This is a genomic window from Bradyrhizobium sp. 160 (assembly GCF_023073735.1).
Taxonomy (GTDB): Bacteria; Pseudomonadota; Alphaproteobacteria; order Rhizobiales; family Xanthobacteraceae; genus Bradyrhizobium.
The window spans coordinates 61,272-87,301 of sequence record NZ_JADPKD010000054.1 but is presented as its reverse complement, the minus strand read 5'-3'; the positions used below and the strand labels follow the sequence as shown (position 1 = coordinate 87,301).

Here is a 26,030-nt window from a genome sequence, read left to right as displayed (position 1 = left end):
GAGAGTTATTCAAGCCCGGCCATGGGACAGGCGCGAGCGCCGTGCCAGCGAATCGACGACGACTGCTACGGCAAGTACCCCGCCCGTGATCATGTACCGGAGCGACGAGGAGAGATCGAGCAGTGTGAGCCCGCTCGCGATGGACTGGATGACGATGATGCCGAGGAGCGCAGAATAGGCGCTGCCACGGCCGCCAAAAAGGCTCGTGCCGCCGATGACAGCGGCTGCGATTGCATTGAGGTTGACGTCTCCGGTGCCGGCCTGTTGGCTGGACGACGCCAGGCGCGCCGCGGCAAGAATGCCGCCAGCGGCTGCCAGCGTGGAGCACAGCATGAAGGCAGTCAAATAGACCCGGCGAACGTTGATGCCGGCCCGGCGGGCTGCCTCGCGATTGCCGCCGACCGCAGACATCGAGCGACCCCATTTGGTCCGCGTCAACGCGTAGTTCATGACCACGCACAAGCCGACGAACAGACCGAACATCCACGGCACGCCGCGCCCGAGATTGAGATAGTAGACGATGAATTCGAGCACGACAGTAACCAGCAGCGCCTTCAGCACCATGCGGCCAGGCGAACTCGCCGACAGTCCTGCCTGCCGACGGCGGACTGCCGTGCGATAACCGGTCACGAACATGACGAGACTCGCGACCGCCGCCAGCGCGTAGGACACGATCGGCGGCATGACAAGCATCTGCCCGAAATCGACCAGCGGCGATCCGTAAGGAAGATTGATCGAGCCCGAAGAACCGAGCAGATACAGCTGGAGCCCGAGCCAGGCCAGCAGGCCTGCCAGCGTCGACACGAAACTCGGCATCCCGAGGCGATTGAACAGAAATGCGTAGAGCGCGCCGATGCCAGCGCCCATTACCAACGCCGTGACGATCGCCACGGCGACCGGCCAATCCTGACCGACCCAAAGCACGCCAATAAGCGCCGAAGCGAACCCGCTCACCGAGCCAACCGAAAGGTCAATTTCGCCGACCATCAGGATGCAGACGATGCCCAGCGAGATGACGCCCACCGTCGAGCAATCGAACAGCAAATTGACCAGATTGTTCGGCTCCAGAAAAACGGGGTTGAGGCTCTCGAAGACCGTGCAGATGACGATGAGTCCGACGACCACCGGCAGCGAACCCAGGTCGCCCGATCGCACGCGGTCCACGAAAGCGCTGACGATGCTCCCGAGCGTATCCGCGTGCTTGAGTCGCTCGTCGCTCCGGTCGAGCGGGCGCGCCGTCGAGACCTGTTGCGTGTCGCTGGTCATCGCTGCTGCTCCGCCGGCTGATGGGCGCGACGCCGGCCGGCGCGCCGCGAGACGGAGTTCTCATCCGCACCGGTAATCGCAGTGACGAGATCCTGATTGGAAGCGTCCGGTCCGAATTCACCGTTGTTGCGGCCGAGACGCAATACCAGGATCCGGTCGGCCACGGCGCGTACGTCCTCCATGTTATGGCTGATCATGATGACACCGAGGCCGCGGGCGCGGACGCGCTCGACAAGGTCGAGCACCTCGGCGGTCTGGGCGACGCCAAGTGCTGCGGTCGGCTCATCAAGCAGGATGAGCTTCGGCTCCGTCAGCAGCGAGCGTGCGATCGCCACAGTTTGGCGCTGTCCGCCGGAGAGCGAAGCAACGGGCTCGCGCACGCTCGGGATCCGCGCCGACAGCTCGTTGAGCAAGGTCCAGGCGCGAAGCTCCATGGAGACCTCATCGAGCCGCATTGGATTGAGCTCACGGCCGAGGAAGATGTTGGCGACCACGTCGAGATTCTCGCAGAGCGCCAAGTCCTGGAAAACGGTGGCTATGCCGAGGCGGAGCGCCGCGGCGGGATCGGCCAGGACGACATGTTCGCCGTCGAAGGCGATCGTTCCGGCGGTGGGCTGATGCACGCCGGCGAGGATCTTCACCAGCGTGGACTTTCCAGCGCCGTTATCGCCCACGAGCGCGACGACCTCGCCGGCATGCACGTCGAGATCGACATCAGTGAGAGCGGAAACGGCACCGAAATGCTTGGAAATTCCGCGAAGACTCAGAACCGGCCTGCGCGGTCCGCCCTGCGGGTGGTCGACATTCGAGATCGTGGTCATTTCCAAGTCTCTTCTCTCGTCGTTCGTCCCGGCCGCCGGAAGCGGCCGGGACAAACGCAGCTACGGTGTTATGCCGAGCTTCTTGCAGCCGGCGGCATATCGGCCCGTGCAGAGCTGATCGGCCGTCTGGATTTTCTTATCGATGATCTCCGCCTTCAGGTTTTCTTGAGTGACGACCGCCGGCACGAACAGCTTCGATGGCGCATTGAACAGCGTGGTTTCCGCCTTGGGCGTCTCGCCGGACAGGAATTTCACCGCCGATTGGGCAGCCGCAGCGGCCACAATCTCGCTGGGTTTGGAAATCGTGTTGTACTGATCGCCGGCGATGATGAGCTGAAGCGCGGCGATGGTCGCGTCGTTGCCCGTCACCGGCGGCACCGGATCGACACCGGCGGCCTTGAAAGCGGCAATTGCGCCACCACCCGTGCCGTCATTGGCGGCCACCACGCCGAGGATCTTCTTGCCAAAGCGGGTGATCTGGCCGCTCGCCCATTGCTGCGCCTTGGGCGGCGCCCAGTCCGGCGTGTCGTATTCGGCGAGAATGGGATAGCCGCTCTTATCAAGACCCTCATGGATGCCCTTCTTGATGAGTCCCGCGGCGGCATCGGTCGGCGACCCGTTGATTTCGAGCACGCCTTCACCCTCCTTCGCCGTGACGTTGGCGGCTTTCAGATGCTTGACCAGCGATTCGGAGATGGCCTTGCCGATGGCTTCATTGTCGAAGGACACGTAAAAATCGACCTTGGCATCGGGGACCGGCCGGTCATAGGCGATGACCTTGATGCCCTGCGATTGTGCCATCTTGACCAGGGAGGCTGCGGCCGTCGAATCGACGGGGTCGAGCACGATCACCTTGGCGCCCTGCGAGATTGCCGAGTTGAACTGCTGCTGCTGCCGCGCGGCATCTGCACTGGCGTTCTGGTAGATCACCTTGCAACTGGCGCAGAGTTTCTTCATCTCGGCCGCGAAGCCCGGATAGTCGTGCTGTTCGTAGCGGGTGGAGGCCTGGTCGGGCATCAGGAAGGCCACCGTCGCGTCCTTCACCTCCGCGGCCTGCGAGAACGTGGCTGTCGTGCCCAGCAGCGACACGGCCAATGCGATCGTGCAATATTTCGGCGACAACTTTTTCATTCGTACTTTCCTTTCCGGAACTGAATGTTAGACTGCTCTCGTTGATCCATCGAAGACACGCCTTCGCTGCTCCATGACCGGCGGCGATGGGTGCCGATGCACTGAAGCCACCAAAAATTTGGACAACCGTCTCCAATCGCAGACCGCCATCGGCGTGTCCGCGTCGCTCTTGCCGTAGTGAACCTCCTCCCCTTTTTCTCCTTTACCGGCTATGCAGCACGTGCCGCGTTGATGTTCTGCGCCAACAATCGCCTGAAGCGCGAAGGCGGCATTCCTTTCTCGGCCAAGAACTGTCGGTTGAAATTGGAGAGATTGTTGAAGCCGACTTCGAAGCAGATGTCGGTGATGGACGCGTGCTCGTCGCTCATCAGTATCTGACAGGCAAGATTGATGCGAAGACGCTTGACGTATTGCACCAGTGACATGCCGGTGTGCCGGCGGAAGGAGCGCGAAAACGCGCTCTGCGACTGGCCAGCGATAGCCGCGAGCTCAGATTCACCGAAAGGCTGCGTCAGGTTCTGCCGGATGAAGGCGAGTGCCTTGTTCATGCCCGCGGACATGTATCCAGACGGGTCGGGCAGATATTTCGGGCTGGAAAGCGGACGCGCATTTCGGGCGCGGCTGAGCGTGCCCAAGATCATCAGGAACAGCTCGATCCGGCGCACGCCGTTCGCCGCCACGATCTCCTCCATGAGCGGGGCGATCTTGTCGCTGATGCTGCGGCTGAAGAGCGCGCCACGGCGGGCGAATTCCAGCAGCGTGGCGAGGCCCGACAGCTCGGGCATGACCTTCATCATGTCACCGATGAATTGTTCGCTGAACTGAAGGATGCGTCCGCGAAGAGGAATGGTGCTCCCCGCCGGCAGATCGCTTACCCAATTGTGCGGCAGGTTGGGGCCGGTGAGCACGAGATTGCCCGGCTCGAACTCGCCGATAAAGTCGCCAACGAAATAGCGACCGCTGGTGGTCACAACCTGATGGAGCTCGTATTCGGGATGGAAATGCCAGCGGACCGTGTGGAATGGATAGCCGTGCGACCACGCCTTGAACGACTCGCCGCGCCGTATCTGGACGACTTCCAGGTCCGGTTCCATATCCGCTCCCTTCAGGCCGGTGCGGTTTACAGTTTTCCGCCCCTGTTCCTTATCGCTGAATCTTGTTCAGCGCTTCCTCTCGCGCGGAGAGTAGCGACCCGTACCTAGGCACGCCACCACCATTTCAATGCTGAACTGATACTTTTTTGACGTGCGGCACGCAGTTCCGTAGCCCCGCGGCGTGGGCGGATCGACTGCAGCCGCTGCTACGTAGTGCTTGGACAACGCGCTCAAGATGACTGAGGTTGAACACAGCAGGAACAGGCTGCTGCTGAAATCATGCGACGCGCTGGATCCGCAGAGAAGTGACTGGACCAGTGCGACCGTTTCAAGCTTCCTGAGCATAGATTTTTCTTGATCTCTCGGTGCACACGCGGTGCACACGCCGCCTCCTAACCACTGAAACACTTGAGCTCTCGCTCGATCATCGGCAAGTTTGAGCTAGGTCCAGCCAGCGCAAAGAGCACCAGATCCAATTTGGGGTTACAATAACCCTTTCGTGCGGCGAGTCCGAATACCCACGCAGCCTGGCGCAATAAGAAGGTGCGCGCGCTTGCAGCTCGCCCACGCTCTGCCCCAGTGCTGTCGCCTAGTGCGCTAGTAGTTGGTTGCCGACCTCTCATTCGGGATCCCATTGATTGGGCATTCGGCGGTGCCCGCGGTCCCACGGGTCATCGCCTCGACCATGTCACGCGTGCCTTCGGGATCGGCGGTCCATTTCGAATAGAAGTCGTAAGGACAGGCCGCGAGACCCTTTGCGCTTTCGCCGGAGTTGATCATGCCGGTATAGCCGCGATGTACGAGCTTGTAGAGGTGGTTCTGCGATTGGTTGTTGCGGCGGGCATCACGAATCAGATGCTTCGACAGCGCCGCGTATTGGATGCCATATTCCTCCTCGCCGGTTTCGCCGAGCGTGCGGCCATCGAAGCCGATGATCGCAGAGTGGCCGAAATAGGAATAAACGCCGTCAAAGCCCGCGGCATTGGCGACCGCAACATAGACATTGTTGGCCCAGGCCATCGCCTTGGAGATCAGCACCTGCTGTTCCTTGGCCGGGTACATGTAGCCCTGGCAGCGCACGATCAGTTCGGCGCCCTTCATGGCGCAGTCACGCCAGATTTCCGGATAGTTGCCATCGTCGCAGATGATCAGGCTGACCTTGAGACCTTTCGGGCCGTCGGAGACATAGGTGCAATTGCCGGGATACCAGCCTTCGATCGGCACCCACGGCATGATCTTGCGGTATTTCTGCATAATCTCACCCCTATCATTCATCAAAATCAAGGAGTTGTAGGGCGCCTTGCGAGGATGCTGCTCGTGACGCTCGCCGGTGAGCGAGAACACGCCCCACACTTTCGCCTTGCGACAGGCTTCGGCAAAGATCGCGGTTTCCTCGCCCGGCACGATCGACGCGGTCTCGTACATCTCCTTGGAGTCATACATGATGCCGTGGGTGGAGTATTCCGGGAAGATCACCAGATCCATGCCCGGCAGGCCCACCTTCATGCCCACCACCATGTCGGCAATCTTGCGCGCGTTGTCGAGCACCTCCGCCTTGGTGTGCAGGCGCGGCATCTTGTAATTGACGACTGCGACGCCGACCGTGTCGTTGCTGCTGGAGATGTCACCGTGAAGCATTGGTATTGCCTTCTGCTCTGGTTGAAAATGAGACGCCGCTGAAGCGGCGGCGTTGATGTCAGTGGCTGATCATCCAGGGACGCGCGGTAGGAAAACCCTTCGCGCCACTCTTGCTCCTGGTCATCAGGCGCACCGGTTTCGTCTTGCCCGTCGAGCAACAGCCGCAGCCGGGCCCGTGCGAGGCCTTGTATTGCGCCACCGTCTGCGGCGCATACGTGCTGCGTTCGTTGACCGCATGGGCCTTTCGCTTCTCCGCCGGCATGCAGAAGAAGTTCGGCGCGGTGAGGATCACGCGCTGCGCCATGTCTTCACATTGCGGACAGGGCTGCGGATGGTCGCATTCCGCCATCGGTCGGAGATCCTTGAAGGGTCCGCAGCCGTCACAGAGATATTCGTACATCGGCATCTTTGACCTCGACGCATTTGGTGATCGTATGTGCGGAGACGGCCCCTCACCCTGAGCCTCTCGCCGTAAGAACGGGGAGAGGGAGAGAGGCTACTTGTCCGGCGATATCGGCATCTGAATATCGCCCTTGATGTGCTTGATCGGTCCCGCCGACGACGGCATGACGTCGAAGTCGAAGATTTCCGTCGGCAGCCACAGCGTGGCGCAGGCATTGGGGACGTCGACCACGCCGGAGATGTGGCCCTGGCACGGCGCAGTGCCGAGGATCGAATAGGCCTGAGCACCGGAATAGCCGAACTTCTTCAGGTACTCGATGGCGTTGAGGCAGGCCTGGCGATAGGCGATATGGACGTCGAGATAGTGCTGCTTGCCGGCCTCATCGACCGAGATACCTTCGAAGATCAGATAGTCCTTGTAGTTCGGCGTGATCGGCGATGGCTTGAAGATCGGGTTCTTGATGCCGTATTTCGCCATGCCGTCCTTGATCACCTCGACCTTCAGGTGCAGCCAGCCAGCCATCTCAATCGCGCCGCAGAAGGTGATCTCGCCGTCACCCTGGCTGAAGTGCAGATCGCCCATCGAGAGACCGGCGCCGGGCACATAGACCGGGAAATAGATCTTCGAGCCGCGGGAGAGATCCTTGATGTCGCAATTGCCGCCATGCTCACGCGGCGGCACCGTGCGCGCACCCTCTGCGCCGATCTTGTCTTTGACCTCGCCCTTGGCGCGACCGCCATGGGCGGTCGGCGCAAACGGCGGATTGGCCAAACCAGGCACGCGGGTCGGATTGGTCGAGATCAGCTCGGCCTCGCGCTTGTTCCAGGTGTCCAGCATCTTCGGATCGGGCAGACAGCCGATCAGGCCGGGATGGATCAGGCCCGCGAAATTGACGCCGGGCACGTGACGCGACGAGGTGTAGAGACCCTTGATGTCCCAGATCGACTTCTGTGCTATCGGAAAATGATCCGTGAGGAAGCCGCCGCCGTTTTGCTTGGAGAAGAAGCCGTTGAAGCCCCACAGGCTTTCCTTGAGCGGACCGACATCGAGTAGGTCGACGACGAGGAGGTCGCCGGGCTCGGCGCCCTTGACGCCGATCGGCCCCGACAGAAAGTGCACGATCGACAAATCGATGTCACGCACATCATCAGCGGAATCGTTGTTCTTGATGAAGCCGCCGGTCCAGTCATAGGTCTCGATGATGAAATCGTCGCCAGGATTGACCCAGGCCACGATCGGGATGTCGGGGTGCCAGCGGTTGTGCACCATGTCGTTTTCGTAAGCCGACTTGGTGAGATCGACCTTGATCAGTGTCTCTGGCATCGGGATGCTCCCCTTTTACACGGTTGGTTAGACGGACAGATATTTCGACACTTGCGCGGCATCGACGGAGTCGCGCGGATCGTCCCTGACGATCTCGCCGTTCTCGATCACCAGCACGCGGTCGGCGATATCGAGCGCGAAGCTCAGAACCTGCTCGGACACGACGATCGACAAGCCTCGCTCATCGCGGATCCGCTTCAGCGTGCGCGCCATGTCCTTGATGATGGATGGCTGGATGCCCTCGGTCGGCTCGTCCAGCAGCAACACCTTCGGCTTGGTCGCGAGCGCACGCGCGATCGCGAGCTGCTGTTGCTGGCCGCCGGAGAGATTGCCCCCGCGGCGGCCCTTCATCTCCAGGAGCACAGGGAATAATTCGTAGATGTCGCCCGGCACCTCGGTTCCGCCGGAGACGGCGAGTCCGGTCTCGATGTTCTCCTTCACCGTCATTGCCGAGAAAATCATGCGACCTTGAGGCACATAGGCGAGGCCCTTGGCGACCCGCTCGTAGCTCGGCAGGCTGCCGAGCTCGGCGCCGTCCATCGTCACCGAGCCACTTCTGGCCGGCAGGATGCCCATCAGCGACTTCATCAGCGTGGTCTTGCCCATGCCGTTGCGACCCATGATCGCCACGATCTCGTTGGGCGCGACCTTGACGTTGAGCCCATGCAACACCTCGCTCTGGCCGTAGGCGACGTGAAGATCGGAAATTGCCAGCATCAACGCGCTCCTTAGTGGCCGAGGTACACTTCGATGACTTTGGGATCGTTCTTTACCCGCTCCATGGTGCCCTCGGAGAGGATCTGGCCCTGGTGCAGCACGGTGACCTTGTGCGCGATGTCCTCGACGAACTTCATGTCGTGCTCGATCACCAGCACCGAGCGGTTCTTGATGATGCGGTTGAGCAGCTCGGCGGTCTTGGCACGCTCGGAGACGCTCATGCCGGCCACGGGCTCGTCGAGCATCAAAAGATCCGGCTCCTGGATCAGCAGCATGCCGATCTCGAGCCACTGCTTCTGGCCATGGCTGAGCTCGGAGGCATAAGTGTTGAGCTTCTCGTTGAGGAAGATCATCTCCGCCACTTGCTCGACCCGCTCCTTCACCGGCTGGTCGCGCTGGAAGGTCAGCGAGCCGAACACAGTGCGGCCGCGCGGAAACGAGATCTCGAGGTTCTCGAAGACGGTGAGATCCTCGAACACCGACGGCGTCTGGAATTTGCGCCCGACGCCTGCCTTGACGATCTCGTTCTCCTTCAGCTTGGTCAGCTCTGTGCCACGAAACTGGATCGAGCCTTCGGTGGCCTTGGTCTTGCCGCAGATCAGATCGAGCACCGTGGTCTTGCCGGCGCCGTTGGGACCAATGATGACACGGATCTCGTTTTCCTCGACGTAGAAGGAGAGGTCTTTGACTGCCTTGAACCCGTCGAACGAGACGGTCAGTCCTGAGACTGCGAGCAGAAAATCCTTGGGCTGACGTCCAACGAGCATGATGGTCTCCTCACTCTGCCGGCGCGCCGTCGGCGACCGAATTGTCGTTCCAGCCCGCCTTCGACTTACGCGAGGCAAACAGCCGATCGATGCGCGGCTGCACGTAATCAGCCCAGAGTCCGGACAGGCCGTTCGGGAAAGCGAGCACGACCGCGATGAACAGCGCGCCGAGACCGAACAGCCAGAGTTGCGGGAAGGATTCCGACAGGCTGGTCTTGGCGAAATTCACCAGAATTGCGCCCCACACCGCACCGAAGATCGACATCCGCCCGCCGACCGCGGTGTAGATCACCATCTCGATCGACGGCACGATGCCGACAAAGGACGGCGACATGAAACCGACATTGAGCGCGAACATGGCACCGCCGATCGCGGCGAAGATCGCGGCCATGCAGAAGGCGAAGATCTTGAAATTGGCAACGCTGTAGCCGGAGAAGCGGACGCGGTCTTCTTGCTCACGCATCGCCACCAGAATGCGGCCGAGCTTGGTCAGGCGGATGAACTGCGCGATGCCGATGCAGACGAACAGCAACACCACCTCGACGAAGTAGAGGATGACCTTGGAATGGTCCGGCCGGATGTCCCATCCCTTGAGGGTTCGCAGGTCGGTCATGCCGTTGATGCCGCCGGTGTAGCCCTGCTGCCCGACGATCAGGATGGTCAGGATGGCCGCGACGGCCTGGGTGATGATCGCGAAATAGGTCCCGCCGACGCGGCGCTTGAACATCGCCGTGCCGATGATCAGGGCAAAGAGACCGGGGACCAGAATGATGGCGAGCATGGTGAGCGTAAGACTGTGAAATGGCTGCCAGAACAACGGCAACGAGGTGATCTGATTCCAGTCCATGAAATCCGGAATGCCGGGCGTCGACTGGATTTTCGTGTTCTCGACGCTGGACGCCTCGAGCTTGAGGAACATTGCCATGCAGTAGCCGCCGAGGCCGAAAAAAACACCCTGGCCCAGGCTCAGGATGCCGCCATAACCCCAGCACAGCACCAGGCCGATCGCGACAAAGGCGTAGGTCAGATATTTCGCGACCAGGTTGAGGCGAAAGACGTCCAAAGTCAGCGGCAGGATCACGAACAGAACGGCCGCCAGCGCGATGAAGCCGATGAGCTCGGATCGATTGAAGAAGCGTGAGCTGATGATCATGACTTGCCTGCTTCCGTTATTTGCGGACTTTGAGGGCGAACAGACCCTGCGGCCGCAGCATCAGGATGCCGACGACGGCGAGCAGCGTAAGCACCTTGGCCATCGAACCCGACATGAAAAATTCGAGCGTCGATTGCGTCTGCGAGATGGAGAACGCGGAGGCGATGGTGCCGAGCAGGCTGGCGGCGCCGCCGAACACGACCACCAAGAACGTATCGACGATGTAGAGCTGCCCGGAGGTCGGCCCGGTCGAGCCGATCATGGTGAAAGCGCTGCCGGCAATTCCGGCAATGCCGCAGCCGAGCCCAAAGGTGTAGCGGTCGACCTTCTCGGTGTTGATTCCGACCGCGCCGGCCATGATGCGGTTCTGCACGACGGCGCGGACCTGGCGGCCCCAGCGCGATTTGTACATGACATAGGCGGCGCCAAGCGTGATCAGCACGGTGAGGCACATCACGAAGACGCCGTTGATCGGCACTTCGATGCTGTCGGTGACGTGCAACGAGCCCAGCATCCATTGCGGCAACTCGACGCCGACCTCACGCGCGCCGAACACGGAGCGATAGGCCTGCTGCAGCATCAGGCTGAGGCCCCAAGTGGCGAGCAGCGTGTCGAGCGGCCGCTTGTACAGATGCCGTATCAGCACCAATTCCACCAGCATGCCCAGCGCGCCGGATGCGACAAAGGCCAGGATCATCGCGAGGAAGAAGTAGCCGCTGAATAGGCTTGGCAAATAGGCCTGGAAGAGATTCGAGGTCATCCAGGTGACGTAGGCCCCGAGGATCATGAACTCGCCATGGGCCATGTTGATGACGCCCATCTGGCCGAAGATGATCGCAAGCCCGAGCGCCATCAGGACGTAGACCGAGAACAGGATCAGTCCTGCAAAACCCTGCATGACGAAGATGGAGCCTAGCTCACCAAGCGAGTAGTCGCCGAACATCGATGTCCTCCGTCGGGGAAAGGGTCCCGCGTCGCGAGCAGGTTCGCGACGCGGGGGTCTTGAGCGTGGACTTGCAATCCACGCCAGGGAGCGGCTTGGTTGGGAAAATCGCGACTGGCGCTGCGGTTTACTGGTAACCCTTGGGGAACGGATCCGGCTCGACGAGATCGGCGGTTTCGTAGATCAGCTCGAACTGACCATCGAGCTTGGCGCGTCCCACCCGGGTCTTCGACCAGAGATGATGGTTCTCGTGGATGCGTACGTAGCCTTCGGGGGCACCCTTGAACTCGACGCCCGGCGAAGCCGCGGCGATCTTGTCGACGTCGAAGGAGCCCGCCTTCTCCACCGTCAACTTCCACAGCCACGGGCCGAGATAGGCAGCCTGGGTGACGTCTCCGATCACGGTCTTCTCGCCCCATACCTTCTGAAACGCGGGCACGAAAGCCTTGTTGTTCGGATTGTCGAGCGACTGGAAGTACTTCATGCAAGCATAGGCGCCCGCAATGTTCTCGCCGCCGATGCCGTCTATTTCGTCTTCGGTCACCGAGATCGTCAGCAACGCCTGCTTGGAGAGGTCGATACCGGCCGCCTTGAGCTGCTTGTAGAAGGCGACATTGGAGCCGCCGACGACGTCGGTGAAGATCACATCGGGCTTGGTCAGTTTGATCTTGTTGATGACCGAGTTGAACTGGGTGTTGCCGAGCGGATAATATTCCTCGCCAACGACCTTGCCCTTCAGCACGTTCTCGACGTGCTTGCGCGCGATCTTGTTCGAGGTGCGCGGCCAGATGTAGTCGGAGCCGATGAAGAAGAACGACTTCGCGCCCTTCTCCTTCGCGATCCAGTTCAGGCCGGCCAAAATCTGCTGGGTCGCCTCCTGGCCGGTGTAGATGACGTTCTTGGATTGCTCGAGGCCTTCGTAGAAGGTCGGGTAGTAGAGCATGCCGTTATACTGCTCCATGACCGGCAGCACGGCCTTGCGCGAGGCGGAGGTCCAGCAGCCCATGATGGCCGCGACCTTGTCGTTGACCAGCAGCTTCTTGGCCTTTTCGGCGAAGGTCGGCCAGTCGCTGGCGCCGTCTTCCTGGATGAACTTGATCTTGCGCCCGAGCACGCCGCCCATGGCGTTGATCTGCTCGATGGCGAGCTTTTCGGCTTCGATCGAGCCGGTCTCGGAGATCGCCATCGTGCCGGTCGCCGAGTGCAGGATGCCGACCGTTACCTCGGTATCGGTGACCGCGAGCCCCGTGGTGTTGACCGCCGAAGTGGAGGGAGCCTGCGCAAACGACGCCCGTGGCAGCATCGCGATGGCCGGCACGGCCGCCATTCCCATTAATAGTTTGCGCCGGAGCGGCGACAACAGGCCCTTGTTTGCTTCGTCTGACATGAGCACCCCACTTTTGTTCGAGAACGCGCGATTTGTCCGGTGAGGATGGCTCGAATTTGTGCATCGCAAGCATACGCAAGATCGCGTATACTGCACCGCAAAATACCGACGTAGGCTTTTGGTACGGGATTTGCGAGGGGATCCGGCGGGTTCAGAAGTGGGGTTCGAGTGGCAGGGCGGCAGCGAATAGACCGCGTCAGGCGCCAGTACAACCAATGGGTCGCCAACCAGACGCTGGAAGACTACGCGCTGCGCTTCACCGCCAAGAGTGCGCGCCGCTGGTCCGCCGCCCGCGTCGCCAACACCGCGATCGGCGCAATCTCCTTTCTGGTGCTCGAAGCAATCGGCGGCACCATCACCCTCAATTACGGTGTCACCAACGCCGCCGCGGCGATCCTCGTCGTCTCCACCATCATCTTCTCCTGCGGCGTGCCGATTGCCTATTATGCAGCCAAATGCGGCATCGACATTGACCTTCTGACCCGCGGTGCCGGCTTCGGCTATATCGGCTCGACCGTTACCTCACTGATCTACGCCTCCTTCACCTTCATCTTCTTCGCCGTCGAGGCGGTGATCCTGGCAACCGCGCTGGAGATGTGCTTGGGGATTCCGCGCCCGATCGGCTACCTCATCAGCGCGATAGCGATTATCCCGCTCGTGACCTACGGCATCACGCTGATCAGCCGCTTCCAGCTCTGGACCCAGCCGCTCTGGGTCATCCTGCACATCCTGCCCTTTGCCGCGATCGCATGGGCCAACCCCCATTCGTTCACGGAGTGGCGCAAGTTCTCGGGCGAGCACGGCGACCTCAACGGACATTTCGATCTGTTGCTGTTCGGCGTGGCATCGTCGGTGGTGTTCTCGCTGGTGGCGCAGATCGGCGAACAGGTCGACTTCCTGCGCTTTCTGCCGCGCGATCGACGGACCTCCAGGAGGTCGTGGTGGATTGCACTGATGAGCGCAGGGCCGGGCTGGATCGTGCTCGGCGCACTGAAACTTCTCGCCGGCTCGTTCCTCGCCTTCTTTACGCTGAGCCACGGTGTGCCGCCCGAAGAGGCCGCTGAGCCCGCGCATATGTATCTCGTCGCATTTCGATACGTGTTATCAGAGCCGGACCTTGCGCTGGCGCTGACCGGAATCTTCGTGATCCTGTCGCAGCTCAAGATTAACGTCACCAACGCCTATGCCGGTTCGATCGCCTGGTCGAACTTCTTCTCGCGTCTGACGCACAGCCATCCCGGGCGCGTCGTGTGGCTGGTGTTCAACGTGATGGTCGCGCTGCTGCTAATGGAAATCGGTGTCTACAAGGCACTGGAGCAGACACTCGCGCTCTACTCCAACGTCGCGATTGCCTGGGTAGGCGCGTTGGTATCCGACCTCGTGGTCAACAAGCCACTCGGCCTGCGTCCACCGCAAATGGAGTTCAAGCGCGCGCATCTCTACGACATCAATCCGGTCGGCGTCGGCGCGATGACGCTGGCGATCATCGTCTCGATCGCGGCATTCTACGGCCTGTTCGGTTCGACCATGAAGGCGCTGGCGGCCTTCGTCGCGCTGACGGTTGCATTCGTGACCGCGCCCGTTATCGCCTGGCTCACCGGCGGAAAATTCTACATCGCACGCAACCCGGAGAAGAGTTGGGCCAATGTCGAGGCGATCCAGTGCTGCATCTGCGAGCACAGCTTCGAGCCGGAGGACACGACCTCCTGTCCCGCTTATGCCGGCCCGATCTGCTCGCTGTGCTGCTCCCTGGATGCTCGCTGCCATGATCTCTGCAAGCCGCACGGGCGCGCGCAGGTGCAGTTCTCCGAGGCGCTGAGCAAGATCCTTCCGCAGCCGATCTATCAGCGGATCAACTCGCAGTTCGGCCACTATATCGGTGTGTTCGTGGTCTCCGCTGGTCTCGTCGCACTGGTGTTGGGGCTGATCTATCTCCAGACCTCGGCAAGCGTGCAGGGCGAGAACATGCTCGTGTCCAACGTGCTCTGGAAGGTGTTCTTCTCGCTCAGCATCATCATCGGTGTGGTGGCCTGGCTGTTCGTGCTGGCGCAGCAAAGTCGTCGCGCGGCCGAGGCCGAGACGCGGCGGCAGACGACGCTGCTGATCCAGGAGATCGACGCGCACAAGCGCACCGACGCTGAGCTCCAGCGCGCCAAGGAGGTCGCGGAATCCGCCAACCTCGCCAAGAGCCGCTATGTCGTCGGCCTCAGCCACGAACTGCGCTCGCCGCTGAACGCGATCAGCGGCTATGCGCAGCTCCTGGAGCAGGATGCGACGCTGAACACCAAGCCGCGCGACCAGGTCCGCGTCGTCCGCCGCAGCGCCGACCACCTCTCCGGCCTGATTGACGGCATTCTGGATATCTCCAAGATCGAAGCGGGACGGCTGTATCTCTCGCGCGACGAGGTGCGGCTCAGCGAGTTTCTGGACCAGCTCGTCGGCATGTTCCGCCTGCAGGCGGCCGCCAAGGGCATCGACTTCGTGTTCAGGCGGCCAGCGCATGTGCCGATCGTGGTCTATGCCGACGAGAAGCGGCTGCGGCAGGTGCTGATCAATCTGCTGTCCAACGCGATCAAGTTCACGCAGGCCGGCAGTGTGCAGTTCGTGGTTCACTACCGCAGCCCTGTCGCCGAATTCGAGGTGATCGACACCGGTCCCGGCATCCAGGCCGGCGATCTCGAAAGGATCTTCGCGCCTTTCGAACGCGGCGCACTCGGTGTCTCACAGCCGCAAACCGGGACGGGGCTCGGCCTGACCATCAGCCGGCTGCTCGCCGGCGTCATGGGCGGCGACATCAAGGTCACGAGCACGGTGGGCACCGGCAGTACGTTCAAGGTCAAGATGCTGCTGTCGGAAGTCACCAATCCGCAGCGCACCGCGCCAGTGGAGGCGCCGGTCTCCGGCTATCACGGCGCGCGCAAGACTATCCTTATCACCGACGACGAGCCCGTCCATCGCGATCTCCTGCGCGAAGTGCTGACGCCGCTCGGCTTCATCCTGCTCAGCGCGCCCGACGGCCCAGCCTGCCTGGCGCTGGCGCAGCATTGCCGGCCCGATCTGTTTCTCCTCGATATCTCGATGGCCGGCATGGACGGATGGACGGTGGCGGAGACGTTGCGCAAGACCGGCCATCACCAGGCTCGCATCCTGATGGTGTCGGCGAGCGCGCTGGAAGCCCACGGCGCGCCGCTGGCGCAACCGTTCCACGATGGCTATCTGATGAAGCCGATCGACATTCCCAAGCTATTGGAGACCATTCGCCAGCTGCTCAAGATCGATTGGGAATACGAGGTCGATCAGGTCACCGTTCCGAACTGGCGGCCGGACACCGGCTCGCGCCCGTCGGTCAGGCATGTCGAGGAACTGATCGGTCTTGGGCAATTGGGCTACATCCGCGCCATCCAGGTCAAGCTTGATGAAATCGGCAACGATCATCCCGAGCACGCCGATTTCGTCACGCAGATGCGCTCGCTGATCGACCGCTTCGATCTCGATCAATACATGGCGACGTTAAAGACCCTGCACGGCTATGATCATTGAATCCAAAAAGCGCGATGTCGCCCTCGTCGTCGACGATTCCCCGGAGACGCTGCGGCTGCTCACCGACGCGCTCGACGGTGCCGACATGACCGTCATGGTCGCGCTCGACGGTGCTTCGGCAATCCGGATCGTCGACCAGATCACGCCGGACATCGTGCTGCTCGACGCCGTCATGCCAGGAATGGACGGTTTCGAGACCTGCAAACGCCTGAAGCGCGACGCCGGCCTTGCCAACGTGCCGATCATCTTCATGACGGGCCTTGCGGAAACCGAACACATCGTCCGCGGCCTGGAGGCTGGCGGCGTCGATTACGTGACAAAGCCGATCGCGGTCAAGGAGATGCTTGCGCGAATTCGCGTCCACCTTGCCAATGCGCGCCTGACCCAGAGCGCCCGCACCGCCCTCGACGTCTCCGGCCGCTATCTGCTGGCGGTGAACAATATCGGCAAATTGATGTGGGCGACGCCGCAAGCTCAAAAGCTGCTGTCGGACACGCTTGCGACTGGCGACGACAACGATGTCGTGCTGCCCGATCCTCTGCCGCAATGGCTGGAGCAGTCGCAAAAAAACAACGCCGGTTTGAAGGCCGCGGCCGTGGCGACACTTCCCGGCAACGAGCACCTGCGACTGCAATTTATGGGCAAACTCGGGCCGAACGAATTCCTGCTGCGGCTGGAGAAGCATTCCCGCGCTGACGCGCCGGCCGCATTTTCCAGTGAGTTCGGGCTGACGATGCGCGAGGGCGAGGTGCTATCGTGGCTGTCCAAGGGTAAGACTAACCGCGATATCGCGCAGATTCTGGGTCTCAGCCCGCGCACCGTCGACAAGCACCTCGAGCAAATCTATTCCAAGCTGGGTGTCGAGAACCGAACCGCAGCGGCTGCGATCGCCGTGAATGCGACACATCGGAGGTCCTAGGAAAAGGCGCCGGTGCAGCAATTTTGCGAGCAATAGCTGCAGGAATTGCTGCGCAACGCTTGGGAGCAATTGCGCGGGTTGCCCGCGTCCCGCTCAATTTTTGGGCGTGCATCCGCCGGACAGCTCGGGCTGAAGCGTGAGATTCGTGACGCCAATAGTAGCGCCCCGGCTATTGGCTTGCGCCCGCCACAGGCGTTTGTCTTCGAGCGTGGTCGAACGCAAGAGCTGTATGGGTCAGCGTGGGCATGCACGTAGGCGGCAACACTTCTGGGCGACCTCACTCCTCCGGGTCATACCCAGTTAATGGGGTATTTTCGCCTCGGTTAAGCAGCCCAAGCCGTCGTTCCAGCTCTGCCTTTTTCGCTAAGAGCTTCAACGCGAGAATGTCATTGACCACTGTATGGAGTTGCCACAGCTCCTCCACAGACATGCGCCGCAACCGCTCCCGTTCCATGAATGCCCCGACTCACGTAGCGCCACAGCTTGGAGCCAGCGAACGGAGACGGCAACGAGACGTCGGTTGAGATTGAAAGTTATCTACATTTACGGCGTTGGTTTGCTTTCTGAGGGGCCCGCTCTACGGATCCAGCTGAAGCTGCTCCAGTCCATCCTCGATGACTCGGAGGTCCTCAAGTAGAGCATCTCGAGAGTCAGCAGAGTCAACGCCTGATGTGGCTTGCAGCTGTTCGAGCAATTGGTGCCGAAGGTCTCTCATATTCTCCAAGGCCTGCCGGTTCTTCAGACGCACATAAGCCGAAACGATCGATTCAATGCTTGTTGCCAATGGGTAGGTCCAAATACAAATTTCTAAAAGAGGTTGCATCGTAACTCATTTGAGATGCACCGCAAGCCACAAAGGTGAGCCTGCCGGACGGCCAGTCAAGATCACGCTTGGCGAGCTGCGCTTCACCCGGAGTGCGCGACTTGGTCGCGGGCGAGTTACGGGAACGGCTGGATCCGCTAATCCGGCGAACATAACCGTCGATATCCGGATCAAGTAGCCGAAGGCCACGTGGGTCGCCCGACCGTGGACGCCGAGGTAGAGTATGGCGCGCTGAGGCCTGCCGCGCGAAGCGGTCTTCGAAGGCCTTAGGCACGATCTCGCGCTGCAGAATGTGAAGGCGCCACGGCTGGTGCCCTCCTCGGCCGGACGCACCGGCAGACGAACGATCCCTGCAGGGCAATCCCGAGAAAGATCAAATCGACCCGAAGCGGCCTCCGATCGACCTGGTCGATGGGCAGAAACTAAACACGTATTGGGTTGCATCAACGCGCTCGGAGGCGCCTGCGTCCTGTCAGAGTCTGTCGAGGTCGTGGATTACCGGCCGGAGGGAACGACTGCGATCGAGATTGAGCGTTGCCAGCGTGATGGGAAGCTTGAAGCGTCGCTTGCCGGCGCTTCCCGGATTCAAATAGAGCACGCCATCGGCGGTTTCGATCCGAACCTTATGGGAATGACCAGAAACTACAACGTCGATTCCAAGCTCGGCCGGCTTTACCTTCAGCTCCTTGAGGTCGTGCAGGACATAGAAGCGTCGGCCGCCGAGCTGCAGTGTTTCGGTTTCAGAAAAGCATTTGGCCCAGTCGCCCCGATCGACATTTCCTCTGATCGCAGTGACGGGCGCGATCTGGCGAAGGCGCTCCACAACATCCGGAGTGCCGATATCGCCGGCATGGATGATGTGAGACACGCCTGCCAAGCAGCGCTCCACCTCGGGCCTTAAAAGCCCATGTGTGTCCGAGATCACCCCAATCTTCATGCGAGGTCGGGCTTCAATGAGGAACATCCAGTCGCCCCCCTCCGACCTCTTCACCGTTTTGATCGGTGACGAGGATCGAGCAGTGACGGCCCGCCAGCTTGGGACGCTATTTCAGTACCATGGCAAGTCCAGAGTTTGCTCGCTGAACGCGTGCTCGCAGCCTTCGTTCCCGTGCTGAAGACGCATGCACGTCTACTGCCTCGCGACTGGGGAGAAGGAAAATCCGGCCTCGGCCGCCTAGAAGCCGTTGTGCACAGGCGGTCGGACCAGGTGGAAAAGCCGGATGCGCGCAATTTGGAATCCTTGTTAGCAGCCGGAACGGGCACGGTCGGCAAGGATGCGTTCCTGTCAAGGCGGCCCGCCGTCAGGATGCTGCGCGGCTGGGCGATCTCCGTGCTGCAGGAGGCCGGCGCCATCCGAGAGTGCGAGGAGCATGGCTGGATGCAGGACCGCGCCGACCCGCACGCTCACGAGCCTTCGACATCGCCCGCCAAGATACGCGGCGTCTCTCCGATCAGGTCCGCGATGTTCTGGATTCGATTGGCGACACCTGTCCGAAGTGCCCCTCCGAGGCGGGCTAGGCACGGCGAATTCGTCGGCGGGTTTGGTTTGATCGGCTCTCTGGAGGAACCGCGCCATTCGGTCCTAATTGGATTTATCAAGATCACCATTGGTCCGACAGACGGTGCTGCGATGGCGGATTTCACACAATTTCGCGACCGCATGATCAGGGTGCAGCTTGCGGGTCGTGGAATCCGCGACCTGCGGGTTCTGGACGCGATGATGCAGGTCCCGCGAGAGCGGTTCGTGGAACCCGGACTTGAGGAATTCGCCTATGAGGATGGCGCGCTGCCGATCGCGCACGCCCAGACTATCTCGCAGCCCTACATTGTCGCGCTAATGACTGAGGCGGCCGAACTGAAGTCCACCGACAGGGTGCTCGAAGTTGGAACCGGCTCAGGGTATGCCGCGGCCGTGGCCTCACGCCTCGCCAGAACTGTTCACACCATCGAGCGGCATGCCGATCTGGCCAGAGTCGCCGCCGACCGTCTTTCGGCCCTGGGATATACCAACTGCTGCGTTCATACGGCCGACGGCACACGAGGTCTGCCCGAGGAGGCGCCATTCGACGCTATCCTGGTCGCTGCCGGCGGACCGACGGTACCGGAGCCGCTCAAGCGGCAATTGGCGATCGGCGGGCGCCTCGTCATCCCCATCGGCGACTTCGAACATGAACAATCATTGCTGCGGCTCACTCGCCGGAGCGACGTCGAATTCGAGGAAGAAACTTTCGGAGCAGTCCGTTTCGTGCCTCTGATTGGGGAACACGGATGGGCCGAGGACGGCACGCGCTCTGCCAGCAATCACGTCCCCGGACATACCCAATTCCGCTCGCTCCCGGAGATGATCCGTGCCGCCGTCGAACCCTTGCCGGCTTTCGACGATCCCGCTTTCGGCGCGTCGTTCGACCGCTTTGCGTCCTCTCGAATCGTGTTGCTGGGCGAAGCCAGCCACGGCACGTCTGAATTCTACCAGGCGCGAGCCGCGATCACGCGCCGCCTGATCGAGAAGCACGGCTTTACGGCCGTTGCAGTCGAAGCAGATTGGCCTGACGCCGCCGCGATCGACCGATACGTTCGTCTGCGGGCGTCCCGCAGCTCGAGCGAAAGTCCGTTCGAGCGCTTCCCGACCTGGATGTGGCGCAACACCGATGTGGCCGCTTTCGTCGAATGGATGCGCGAACACAACGAAAGCAAGCCTGCAGGCGACCGGGCCGCATTCTTCGGTCTCGACATCTACAACATGCGCAGCTCCATCGCGGCCGTCCTCGCCTATCTCGACAGGGTAGATCCTGCAGCAGCAGCGGTTGCTCGCGAGCGTTATGGATGCCTGACCCCTTGGCAGCGCGAACCATCGACCTATGGTCGTGCCGTCCTGACCGAAGGCTATCAAAAATGCGAGGCGGAGGTGGTCCGACAGTGCCAGGACATCCTCGGAAAGCAACTCGACTACGCTGCGACCGACCCCGACAGCTTCCTGGATGCCGCGCAGAACGCGCGTCTTGTCGCCTCCGCCGAGCGCTACTACCGGATCATGTATTACGGAGGCGCGGAATCATGGAACCTGCGCGATACGCACATGTTTGAAACCCTGGAGCATATCCTCGACGCACAGGGTCCTCAATCAAAGGCCGTGGTCTGGGCGCACAACTCTCATATCGGCGATGCCCGCTTCACTGAGATGGGCGCGGTCCGCGAGGAGCTCAACATCGGTCAGCTTAGCCGAATGAAGTTTGCGACCGCAGCGTGCCTGATCGGACTTGGCACCCACACCGGTACCGTGGCTGCCGCATCGCACTGGGACGGCGAGATGGAAGTGATGCAGGTGCGAGCCTCTCGAGGTGATAGCTACGAGCGCCAGTTTCACGAGGCCGGTGGGGCGCGCGGACTGCTCGAGTTCCGCCGCGATGAGAGCCTTCGCCGTCGCTTGCTCGACCCGCGCCTCGAACGGTTTATCGGGGTTATCTATCGTCCGGACACCGAACTGCAAAGCCATTACGCGGAAGCCTCCCTGCCTCAGCAGTTTGATGCGTTCTTGTGGTTCGATGAGACTCATGCCGTCCGGTCGCTGGGACCTGAACATCGGCGTGCCGGCGTCCCCGACACCTATCCGTTCGGCCTGTGAAGCGACGTCGCGCGGAGCAACCCATCGAAGCTCCAGATCTTGTGCTGTTACCGTTGGCGAGTTCGCCACGGGCGCAGAGCGATCGACACGACGATCGGTGCATTCGTGGCGTTTTCCGCAACCTACATGCTCGGAGCGGCGGCTCTGAGCCGACCAGGCGCAACTGCTGCCGGACGACGATCCTCCAAAGACGTGTAGCGGCGGAGACGCGTTTGGATCGATTCAGCTCCACCTGAGTTCATTGGAAAGATTGCAACCCGGGCGCGACGCGGTAGAGCGCTGTCCTGCCAGAGATCATCGATGACAGGCTTTGGTTGTTCGGTTAGGTTTTGTTGGCGGCGCGTCTCGGCCGCGATGCTCGCGCTGATTGTTCTGTTTGCCCTGCCCTGCCACTCAGAAAGTGCTCGCGTCCGCGTCAACATCGCGGGCCTGGGGACCGAAGGGTGCGATGTCATGCACACCGGACGCGTCAGTAAGGACGACGTGATGAAATGGGTTGAAGGGTTCTGGAGCGGTCTAAATTACGTGGCCGCGGCAAGCGGCCAGAAGCAGTCGATTGTTGATACTGGCTTGATGGCGGCTGAACTCGAGAAGGCTTGCCGCCGCCGTCCGTCGCAGATTTTGGCAACCGCCGCCTGGAATGCATTCCTTGCGCTGAATGAAAAGTAAGGCTGGCCGCAGCTAATGGGTCAGTTGGATGGCGGGAGGCCAGAAGTACGCCGGCCCCCCTCCACCAGTTCGACCGGGCCTCACGCTGTCGCCTGCGGATGGCCACCATGCGCGTACCAGATCCGAACAGCAGCTATCAGCGCCACCAGCGTGCCGGCGATCGGCTTCATCGATTCCGGCACCTCCCGGACCAGATCGATCTTCAGCATGCCGTTCTCGAAGCTCGCATTCTTCACCTGGACGTAGTCGGCCAGGTTGAACACGCGGCGGAACGGCCGCATGGAGATGCCCTGGAACAGGAAGTTGTGATCACCTTTGTCGGCCTTGCGGCCCTCCACCGTAAGCTTGGATTGCTCTGCAGTGATCGTGCAACATGGATAAAAGCGACGCCGGGATGTTCCGGCGGTATCTGCCGAACCGTAGAACGCGTCCGGCACCACATCGGTGGCAAGCAACCAATTAGAAGTACTGTTTTCGAGTTCAAGAGAGGCGACCGCTTTGTCTGCGGAATTTTCGAAGTAATGGCGTGTGCTGCTGGCGGCAGCAATGACTGGAGGCGGGCACAGCGGCGGAACCCGGCTGCGACCCGTGTGCCTGTGACGAATGGCGTGTCGGTGGCATCGGGCGTTCGGTCGCGACGCCTCATTGGTTACCCAGACAACCCAACGATTCTTTCCTCCTGGAACGAGGACGACACGTGCTTAGCGGCAACGCGAGCGTTCTCCACGGCAGGGTCTGACTTCGGAGTGCCGATCGGGCGCTCGGTCTGTTCTCAGCCGAAGGTTCCAGACCGGACCGTCCGGCGCGCAAACCCGAACCAGGCGAATGGGAAGGCAACGACACAAAGACCTGCCATTGGAAGAAAGGCTGCTCCGGCGTATCTCGCATATATGGCGCCCGACACGAGCGTTAGCAGCGCGGTCACCAGTCCGGAGCCGAACGCATACAGAGCCTGAGCTGTCGCGGCGATGCTTATGGGGATTACCGCCCGCACGAGGCGCATACAAGCGAGATGAAGCAGCGCAAAAGTTAGTCCGTGCAACGGCTGTATCAGTGAGAGCAGCAAAACTGATGTCGTCAGGCCCGCAACGGACCAACGCACGACGCCCGCAGCTGCCGCCACGATAGCGGCGCCACGCGCGCCAAGCCGGTCAAGCATTACCGGACCAATGAACAAAAAAACGAATACCTCTGCCAGGACCGCTTCGGACCATAGGAAGCTGATTGTCGACGCGGGCAAGCCAGAATCGCTCCACCGTATGACCGCGAAGGCGTCGTGCATTGCGTGGCTGCCGTAGACCAAGGCTGAAACCGCGATCACCGATCGAAACCCCGCAATCTTGAGAACCGCGAACACTTTGTCCGCAGCAGAGCGGATCCCGCCCATCGATGCGGCTTGAGTGGCCGGAGGGGGAACCCATACCGTCGCGCCGGCGGCCGCGATCAGGAGGATCGCATTCACCCAGAGGACTGGCGCAAGATCCGTAGAAGTTATGAGCTGGCCAACTGCCAATGTGCCCAGCACAAACGACGCCGAGCCAGCGCCTCGTATCCAGCCGTATTCAAAAGCCCTCCCCGCTCTCTGCTGCGGCGCGGCGTTAACCGACAACGCATCAGCAATTGCGGTAGTAGGAGCAAGAGCCGCCGCCTGAACCAGCGCGGCAAGGAGCAACAGCACGAAAGTATCCGCCCGGAGCAAGGCAGCGGAGGCTGCGCCGGCCACGATCGCACAGCCTGCGAGCACAAGGCGCAACGATCCGAGAAGGTCGGCCAAGGCTGCAACGACTGGACCGGAGACGAGGCGCACCAGCATCGCGGCAGCCAGCAGTTCGCCAATCTGCTGGGCACTCACGGTCTTTGTTTCGAAGAACTTTGGCCAGAACGGTGATGCCGCGCCGAATGCTGCGTATAGCGCAACATACAACACGACATAAGCAAGCGGCCTAGCTTCGCGCACGCCTTTACGCCTGAATTCTAAAGGCTCGACTGGTATCGCTGGCGCAGGTTGGGTCACATCGAACCAATCGCGCACCCACTTGCCACCAGCAGTTCGGGGTCGAACGGATCATCGCTGTCCAAAAACGCTGGATCGGCCTCCTCGATCCAAAGGCGCGAACAGCATCTCGCTCCCGACCAGCCCCCCGGGGTCACGGATGGCGCTACCGTTGTCCGAAACGGCAACACGCAGGAACTCACGGTCGCAGTCGGTCAGCCTCAAGGCGAGCGACGGAGCGGAACGAGCGATTTGCAGCAATCGGATAAGACAGGCAAACGACTCGGATTGAATCTGGCGCCGATCCCAGAAGCGGCACGGCAGCGGCTGGGGGCTGGCTTGATGGTCGAAGAGGTGGAGCCTGGTAGCCCGGCTGCCGAGAGCGGGATCCAGCCGGGGGACGTGGTCACCACGGTCAACAACCGCGAGGTCCATCAACCCTCCGATATGGCCGAGGCGTGGACGAACGCGCGGCGGGAGAACAGGCCGGTGCTCCTGCACGTCAAGCGCGACGGCCAGTCTCTTTTTGTCGCGGTCTCCTGAACCAGGACTAGCATTCTCTGACGCCGAAAGCGGGACCGCGAGCCGGCGCGGACGCCTGTCCGGAGACAGGTCGCGCGTCACGGCCTGATGTTGGAAAGAACATTTGTGCTCGTACCCGCCGGACTGCTCCAGCGGCACGAAAGCGACTACCGCGACCTAAACACCATGACAACGATTAGCTATTCTCCCCGTTTGTCGAATTGCAATCGACGAACTGCTATCCAACCACGCGGACGCCATCGGGCGCAGGATCGCTAGGGAATTCCAAATCGAAACCTCTGGCGGTCGAAGTGAAGAGAGCCTCAAATCGGTTCTGCTCCGAGCAGCGCTTGCAGGACTGCTCGTTGCCTCTATTGCTGCTCGATCAGGTTGGCTCGGTCCGAGCTGGTCCGGACTGTCATAGCCTTTCCGATGGCACTTAGTATCCTTGCCTTCACGATTCATCGACGGCATGGTCTCTCGGTTCTTAGCATCACCATCTGCACTGTCCTCCAAGGCGCGTGCAGCCTCGCCGCACTCTCCGCAACACTGTCGCTCACCGTCCAAAAGCTTTCGCCAGAGTTTGCCCTCCTCGCGACATTTGGATCTTCGCTCTTGGTCGCTCTCTGCCTCCTCGACGATCGCTCGCTGCGGGAGCGTCGGCGGCAAGCAATGCTATCGGTCTCGCCCGCAACGCCGTCGCCGCTGGCTCCATTGGAGCGATCGCCATTTCGCTTCACCGATGCAGCCGCCGCGGCAGCAGGTCCGCTTCATCTCCGCTCTGCAGATAGCGATTGTAATACTTGCGGAAGGTCTGCGAGCAGGTCCCGTGGTGCCGATAGAAGTCGCCCACCCCGCTTGAACAACGGCGACCACTACCGCTCCAGATCCGGATCCGGCGCGGGCTCTCCTTCTTGAGTGTAGACCTGCGGCTCTATCGCACGAACCGGGGCAACAACGTTGAAAGTCTGTTGCGTCGAACGGCCGACAACGTTGTCCCTTCCGTACCGCTGTAAGCGCCGCCGTATGGTGTAGTCCCCGGTCGCCAGGAACTACAACGGTGCGGACACGATCGCCTCAAAGACGAGTTCGAGTTGGCGATCGTTCGATCACGGAGAATTGCGCCGCTCATCGCAAACGCCATCGCCGACGCAAACGGACTCAGCATCTCATCGGTCATGGTGATGCTTCTATTCCGTGCGCTTCCCGTCCGCCACAGCACCTATCGTGCAAGTGGTTTGGCCCCGAGACTCCAACGAGAGATAGGCCCTGGTCGCACACAGCGACTTTGTCCGGGTC

20 protein-coding genes and 1 pseudogene are annotated in these 26,030 nt (G+C 61.3%); 6 read left to right on the top strand and 15 right to left on the bottom strand.

Annotation, left to right across the window (positions count from 1 at the left end; all coding sequences use genetic code 11):
• Positions 1–9 precede the first annotated feature (9 nt).
• The 12 genes from IVA98_RS20105 to urtA form a co-directional block, all read right to left on the bottom strand.
• Complete coding sequence (locus IVA98_RS20105; RefSeq protein ID WP_247305138.1) at positions 10–1,266, bottom strand: sugar ABC transporter permease; 1,257 nt, start codon at positions 1,264–1,266, stop codon at positions 10–12.
• A complete protein-coding gene (locus IVA98_RS20100) occupies positions 1,263–2,087 on the bottom strand; it encodes an ATP-binding cassette domain-containing protein (protein WP_247332424.1) in 825 nt (274 codons plus the stop codon). Before IVA98_RS20100 ends, IVA98_RS20105 begins: the two co-directional genes overlap by 4 nt.
• 60 nt (positions 2,088–2,147) lie before the next feature.
• Positions 2,148–3,218: an ABC transporter substrate-binding protein gene (locus IVA98_RS20095; RefSeq protein ID WP_247305131.1), complete on the bottom strand. Its 1,071-nt coding sequence runs from the start codon at positions 3,216–3,218 to the stop codon at positions 2,148–2,150.
• Positions 3,219–3,427: 209 nt separating this feature from the next.
• Positions 3,428–4,312 (bottom strand): helix-turn-helix domain-containing protein, encoded by an 885-nt coding sequence (locus IVA98_RS20090; protein ID WP_247305128.1) that lies wholly within the window; start codon positions 4,310–4,312, stop codon positions 3,428–3,430.
• A gap of 597 nt (positions 4,313–4,909) precedes the next feature.
• Positions 4,910–5,950: an aliphatic amidase gene (locus IVA98_RS20085; RefSeq protein ID WP_247332422.1), complete on the bottom strand. Its 1,041-nt coding sequence runs from the start codon at positions 5,948–5,950 to the stop codon at positions 4,910–4,912.
• Between the two features lie 58 nt (positions 5,951–6,008).
• On the bottom strand, positions 6,009–6,356 hold the full coding sequence (locus IVA98_RS20080; protein WP_247305121.1) for an FmdB family zinc ribbon protein: 348 nt from the start codon (positions 6,354–6,356) through the stop codon (positions 6,009–6,011).
• A 90-nt stretch (positions 6,357–6,446) separates the two neighbouring features.
• On the bottom strand, positions 6,447–7,676 hold the full coding sequence (gene fmdA / locus IVA98_RS20075) for a formamidase (RefSeq protein WP_247305117.1): 1,230 nt from the start codon (positions 7,674–7,676) through the stop codon (positions 6,447–6,449).
• A 27-nt stretch (positions 7,677–7,703) separates the two neighbouring features.
• The gene (gene urtE / locus IVA98_RS20070) at positions 7,704–8,393 is read right to left on the bottom strand and encodes an urea ABC transporter ATP-binding subunit UrtE (RefSeq protein WP_247305114.1); all 690 of its coding nucleotides are present in this window, start codon (positions 8,391–8,393) and stop codon (positions 7,704–7,706) included.
• 11 nt (positions 8,394–8,404) lie between these two features.
• Complete coding sequence (gene urtD / locus IVA98_RS20065) at positions 8,405–9,160, bottom strand: urea ABC transporter ATP-binding protein UrtD (protein WP_247305112.1); 756 nt, start codon at positions 9,158–9,160, stop codon at positions 8,405–8,407.
• A 10-nt stretch (positions 9,161–9,170) separates the two neighbouring features.
• A complete protein-coding gene (gene urtC, locus IVA98_RS20060; protein ID WP_247305109.1) occupies positions 9,171–10,313 on the bottom strand; it encodes an urea ABC transporter permease subunit UrtC in 1,143 nt (380 codons plus the stop codon).
• Between the two features lie 16 nt (positions 10,314–10,329).
• Complete coding sequence (gene urtB / locus IVA98_RS20055) at positions 10,330–11,256, bottom strand: urea ABC transporter permease subunit UrtB (protein ID WP_247305107.1); 927 nt, start codon at positions 11,254–11,256, stop codon at positions 10,330–10,332.
• Between the two features lie 127 nt (positions 11,257–11,383).
• A complete protein-coding gene (gene urtA / locus IVA98_RS20050) occupies positions 11,384–12,643 on the bottom strand; it encodes an urea ABC transporter substrate-binding protein (RefSeq protein ID WP_247305102.1) in 1,260 nt (419 codons plus the stop codon).
• A gap of 168 nt (positions 12,644–12,811) precedes the next feature.
• On the opposite strand from urtA, the gene IVA98_RS20045 reads away from it, so the two are divergent.
• Positions 12,812–16,183 (top strand): hybrid sensor histidine kinase/response regulator, encoded by a 3,372-nt coding sequence (locus tag IVA98_RS20045; protein ID WP_247355370.1) that lies wholly within the window; start codon positions 12,812–12,814, stop codon positions 16,181–16,183.
• The gene (locus tag IVA98_RS20040; protein ID WP_247305097.1) at positions 16,173–17,102 is read left to right on the top strand and encodes a response regulator; all 930 of its coding nucleotides are present in this window, start codon (positions 16,173–16,175) and stop codon (positions 17,100–17,102) included. Before IVA98_RS20045 ends, IVA98_RS20040 begins: the two co-directional genes overlap by 11 nt.
• A gap of 1,295 nt (positions 17,103–18,397) precedes the next feature.
• Here IVA98_RS20040 and IVA98_RS20035 read toward each other — a convergent pair.
• A complete protein-coding gene (locus IVA98_RS20035; protein ID WP_247355369.1) occupies positions 18,398–18,889 on the bottom strand; it encodes a metallophosphoesterase family protein in 492 nt (163 codons plus the stop codon).
• 342 nt (positions 18,890–19,231) lie between these two features.
• Between IVA98_RS20035 and IVA98_RS20030 the strand changes: the two are divergent.
• The 3 genes and pseudogenes from IVA98_RS20030 to IVA98_RS20020 all read left to right on the top strand — a co-directional run bounded on the left by IVA98_RS20030 (position 19,232) and on the right by IVA98_RS20020 (position 22,216).
• Positions 19,232–19,443: pseudogene (locus IVA98_RS20030) on the top strand (hypothetical protein).
• Between the two features lie 112 nt (positions 19,444–19,555).
• Entirely contained in the window at positions 19,556–21,547 is a 1,992-nt protein-coding gene (locus IVA98_RS20025; RefSeq protein WP_247305637.1) for a protein-L-isoaspartate(D-aspartate) O-methyltransferase, read from the top strand.
• Between the two features lie 300 nt (positions 21,548–21,847).
• Positions 21,848–22,216, top strand: a complete 369-nt coding sequence (locus IVA98_RS20020) for a hypothetical protein (RefSeq protein WP_247305093.1) — start codon at positions 21,848–21,850, stop codon at positions 22,214–22,216.
• Positions 22,217–22,296: 80 nt separating this feature from the next.
• Here IVA98_RS20020 and IVA98_RS20015 read toward each other — a convergent pair whose 3' ends face one another.
• Together IVA98_RS20015 and IVA98_RS20010 are read right to left on the bottom strand one after the other, a co-directional pair.
• Positions 22,297–22,653: an Hsp20 family protein gene (locus tag IVA98_RS20015; protein ID WP_247305088.1), complete on the bottom strand. Its 357-nt coding sequence runs from the start codon at positions 22,651–22,653 to the stop codon at positions 22,297–22,299.
• 335 nt (positions 22,654–22,988) lie between these two features.
• Positions 22,989–24,248, bottom strand: coding sequence for an MFS transporter (locus tag IVA98_RS20010; protein ID WP_247332419.1), 1,260 nt, complete (start codon positions 24,246–24,248; stop codon positions 22,989–22,991).
• A 213-nt stretch (positions 24,249–24,461) separates the two neighbouring features.
• Between IVA98_RS20010 and IVA98_RS20005 the strand changes: the two genes are divergently transcribed.
• Positions 24,462–24,752: a PDZ domain-containing protein gene (locus IVA98_RS20005; RefSeq protein ID WP_247305084.1), complete on the top strand. Its 291-nt coding sequence runs from the start codon at positions 24,462–24,464 to the stop codon at positions 24,750–24,752.
• Positions 24,753–26,030 lie beyond the last annotated feature (1,278 nt).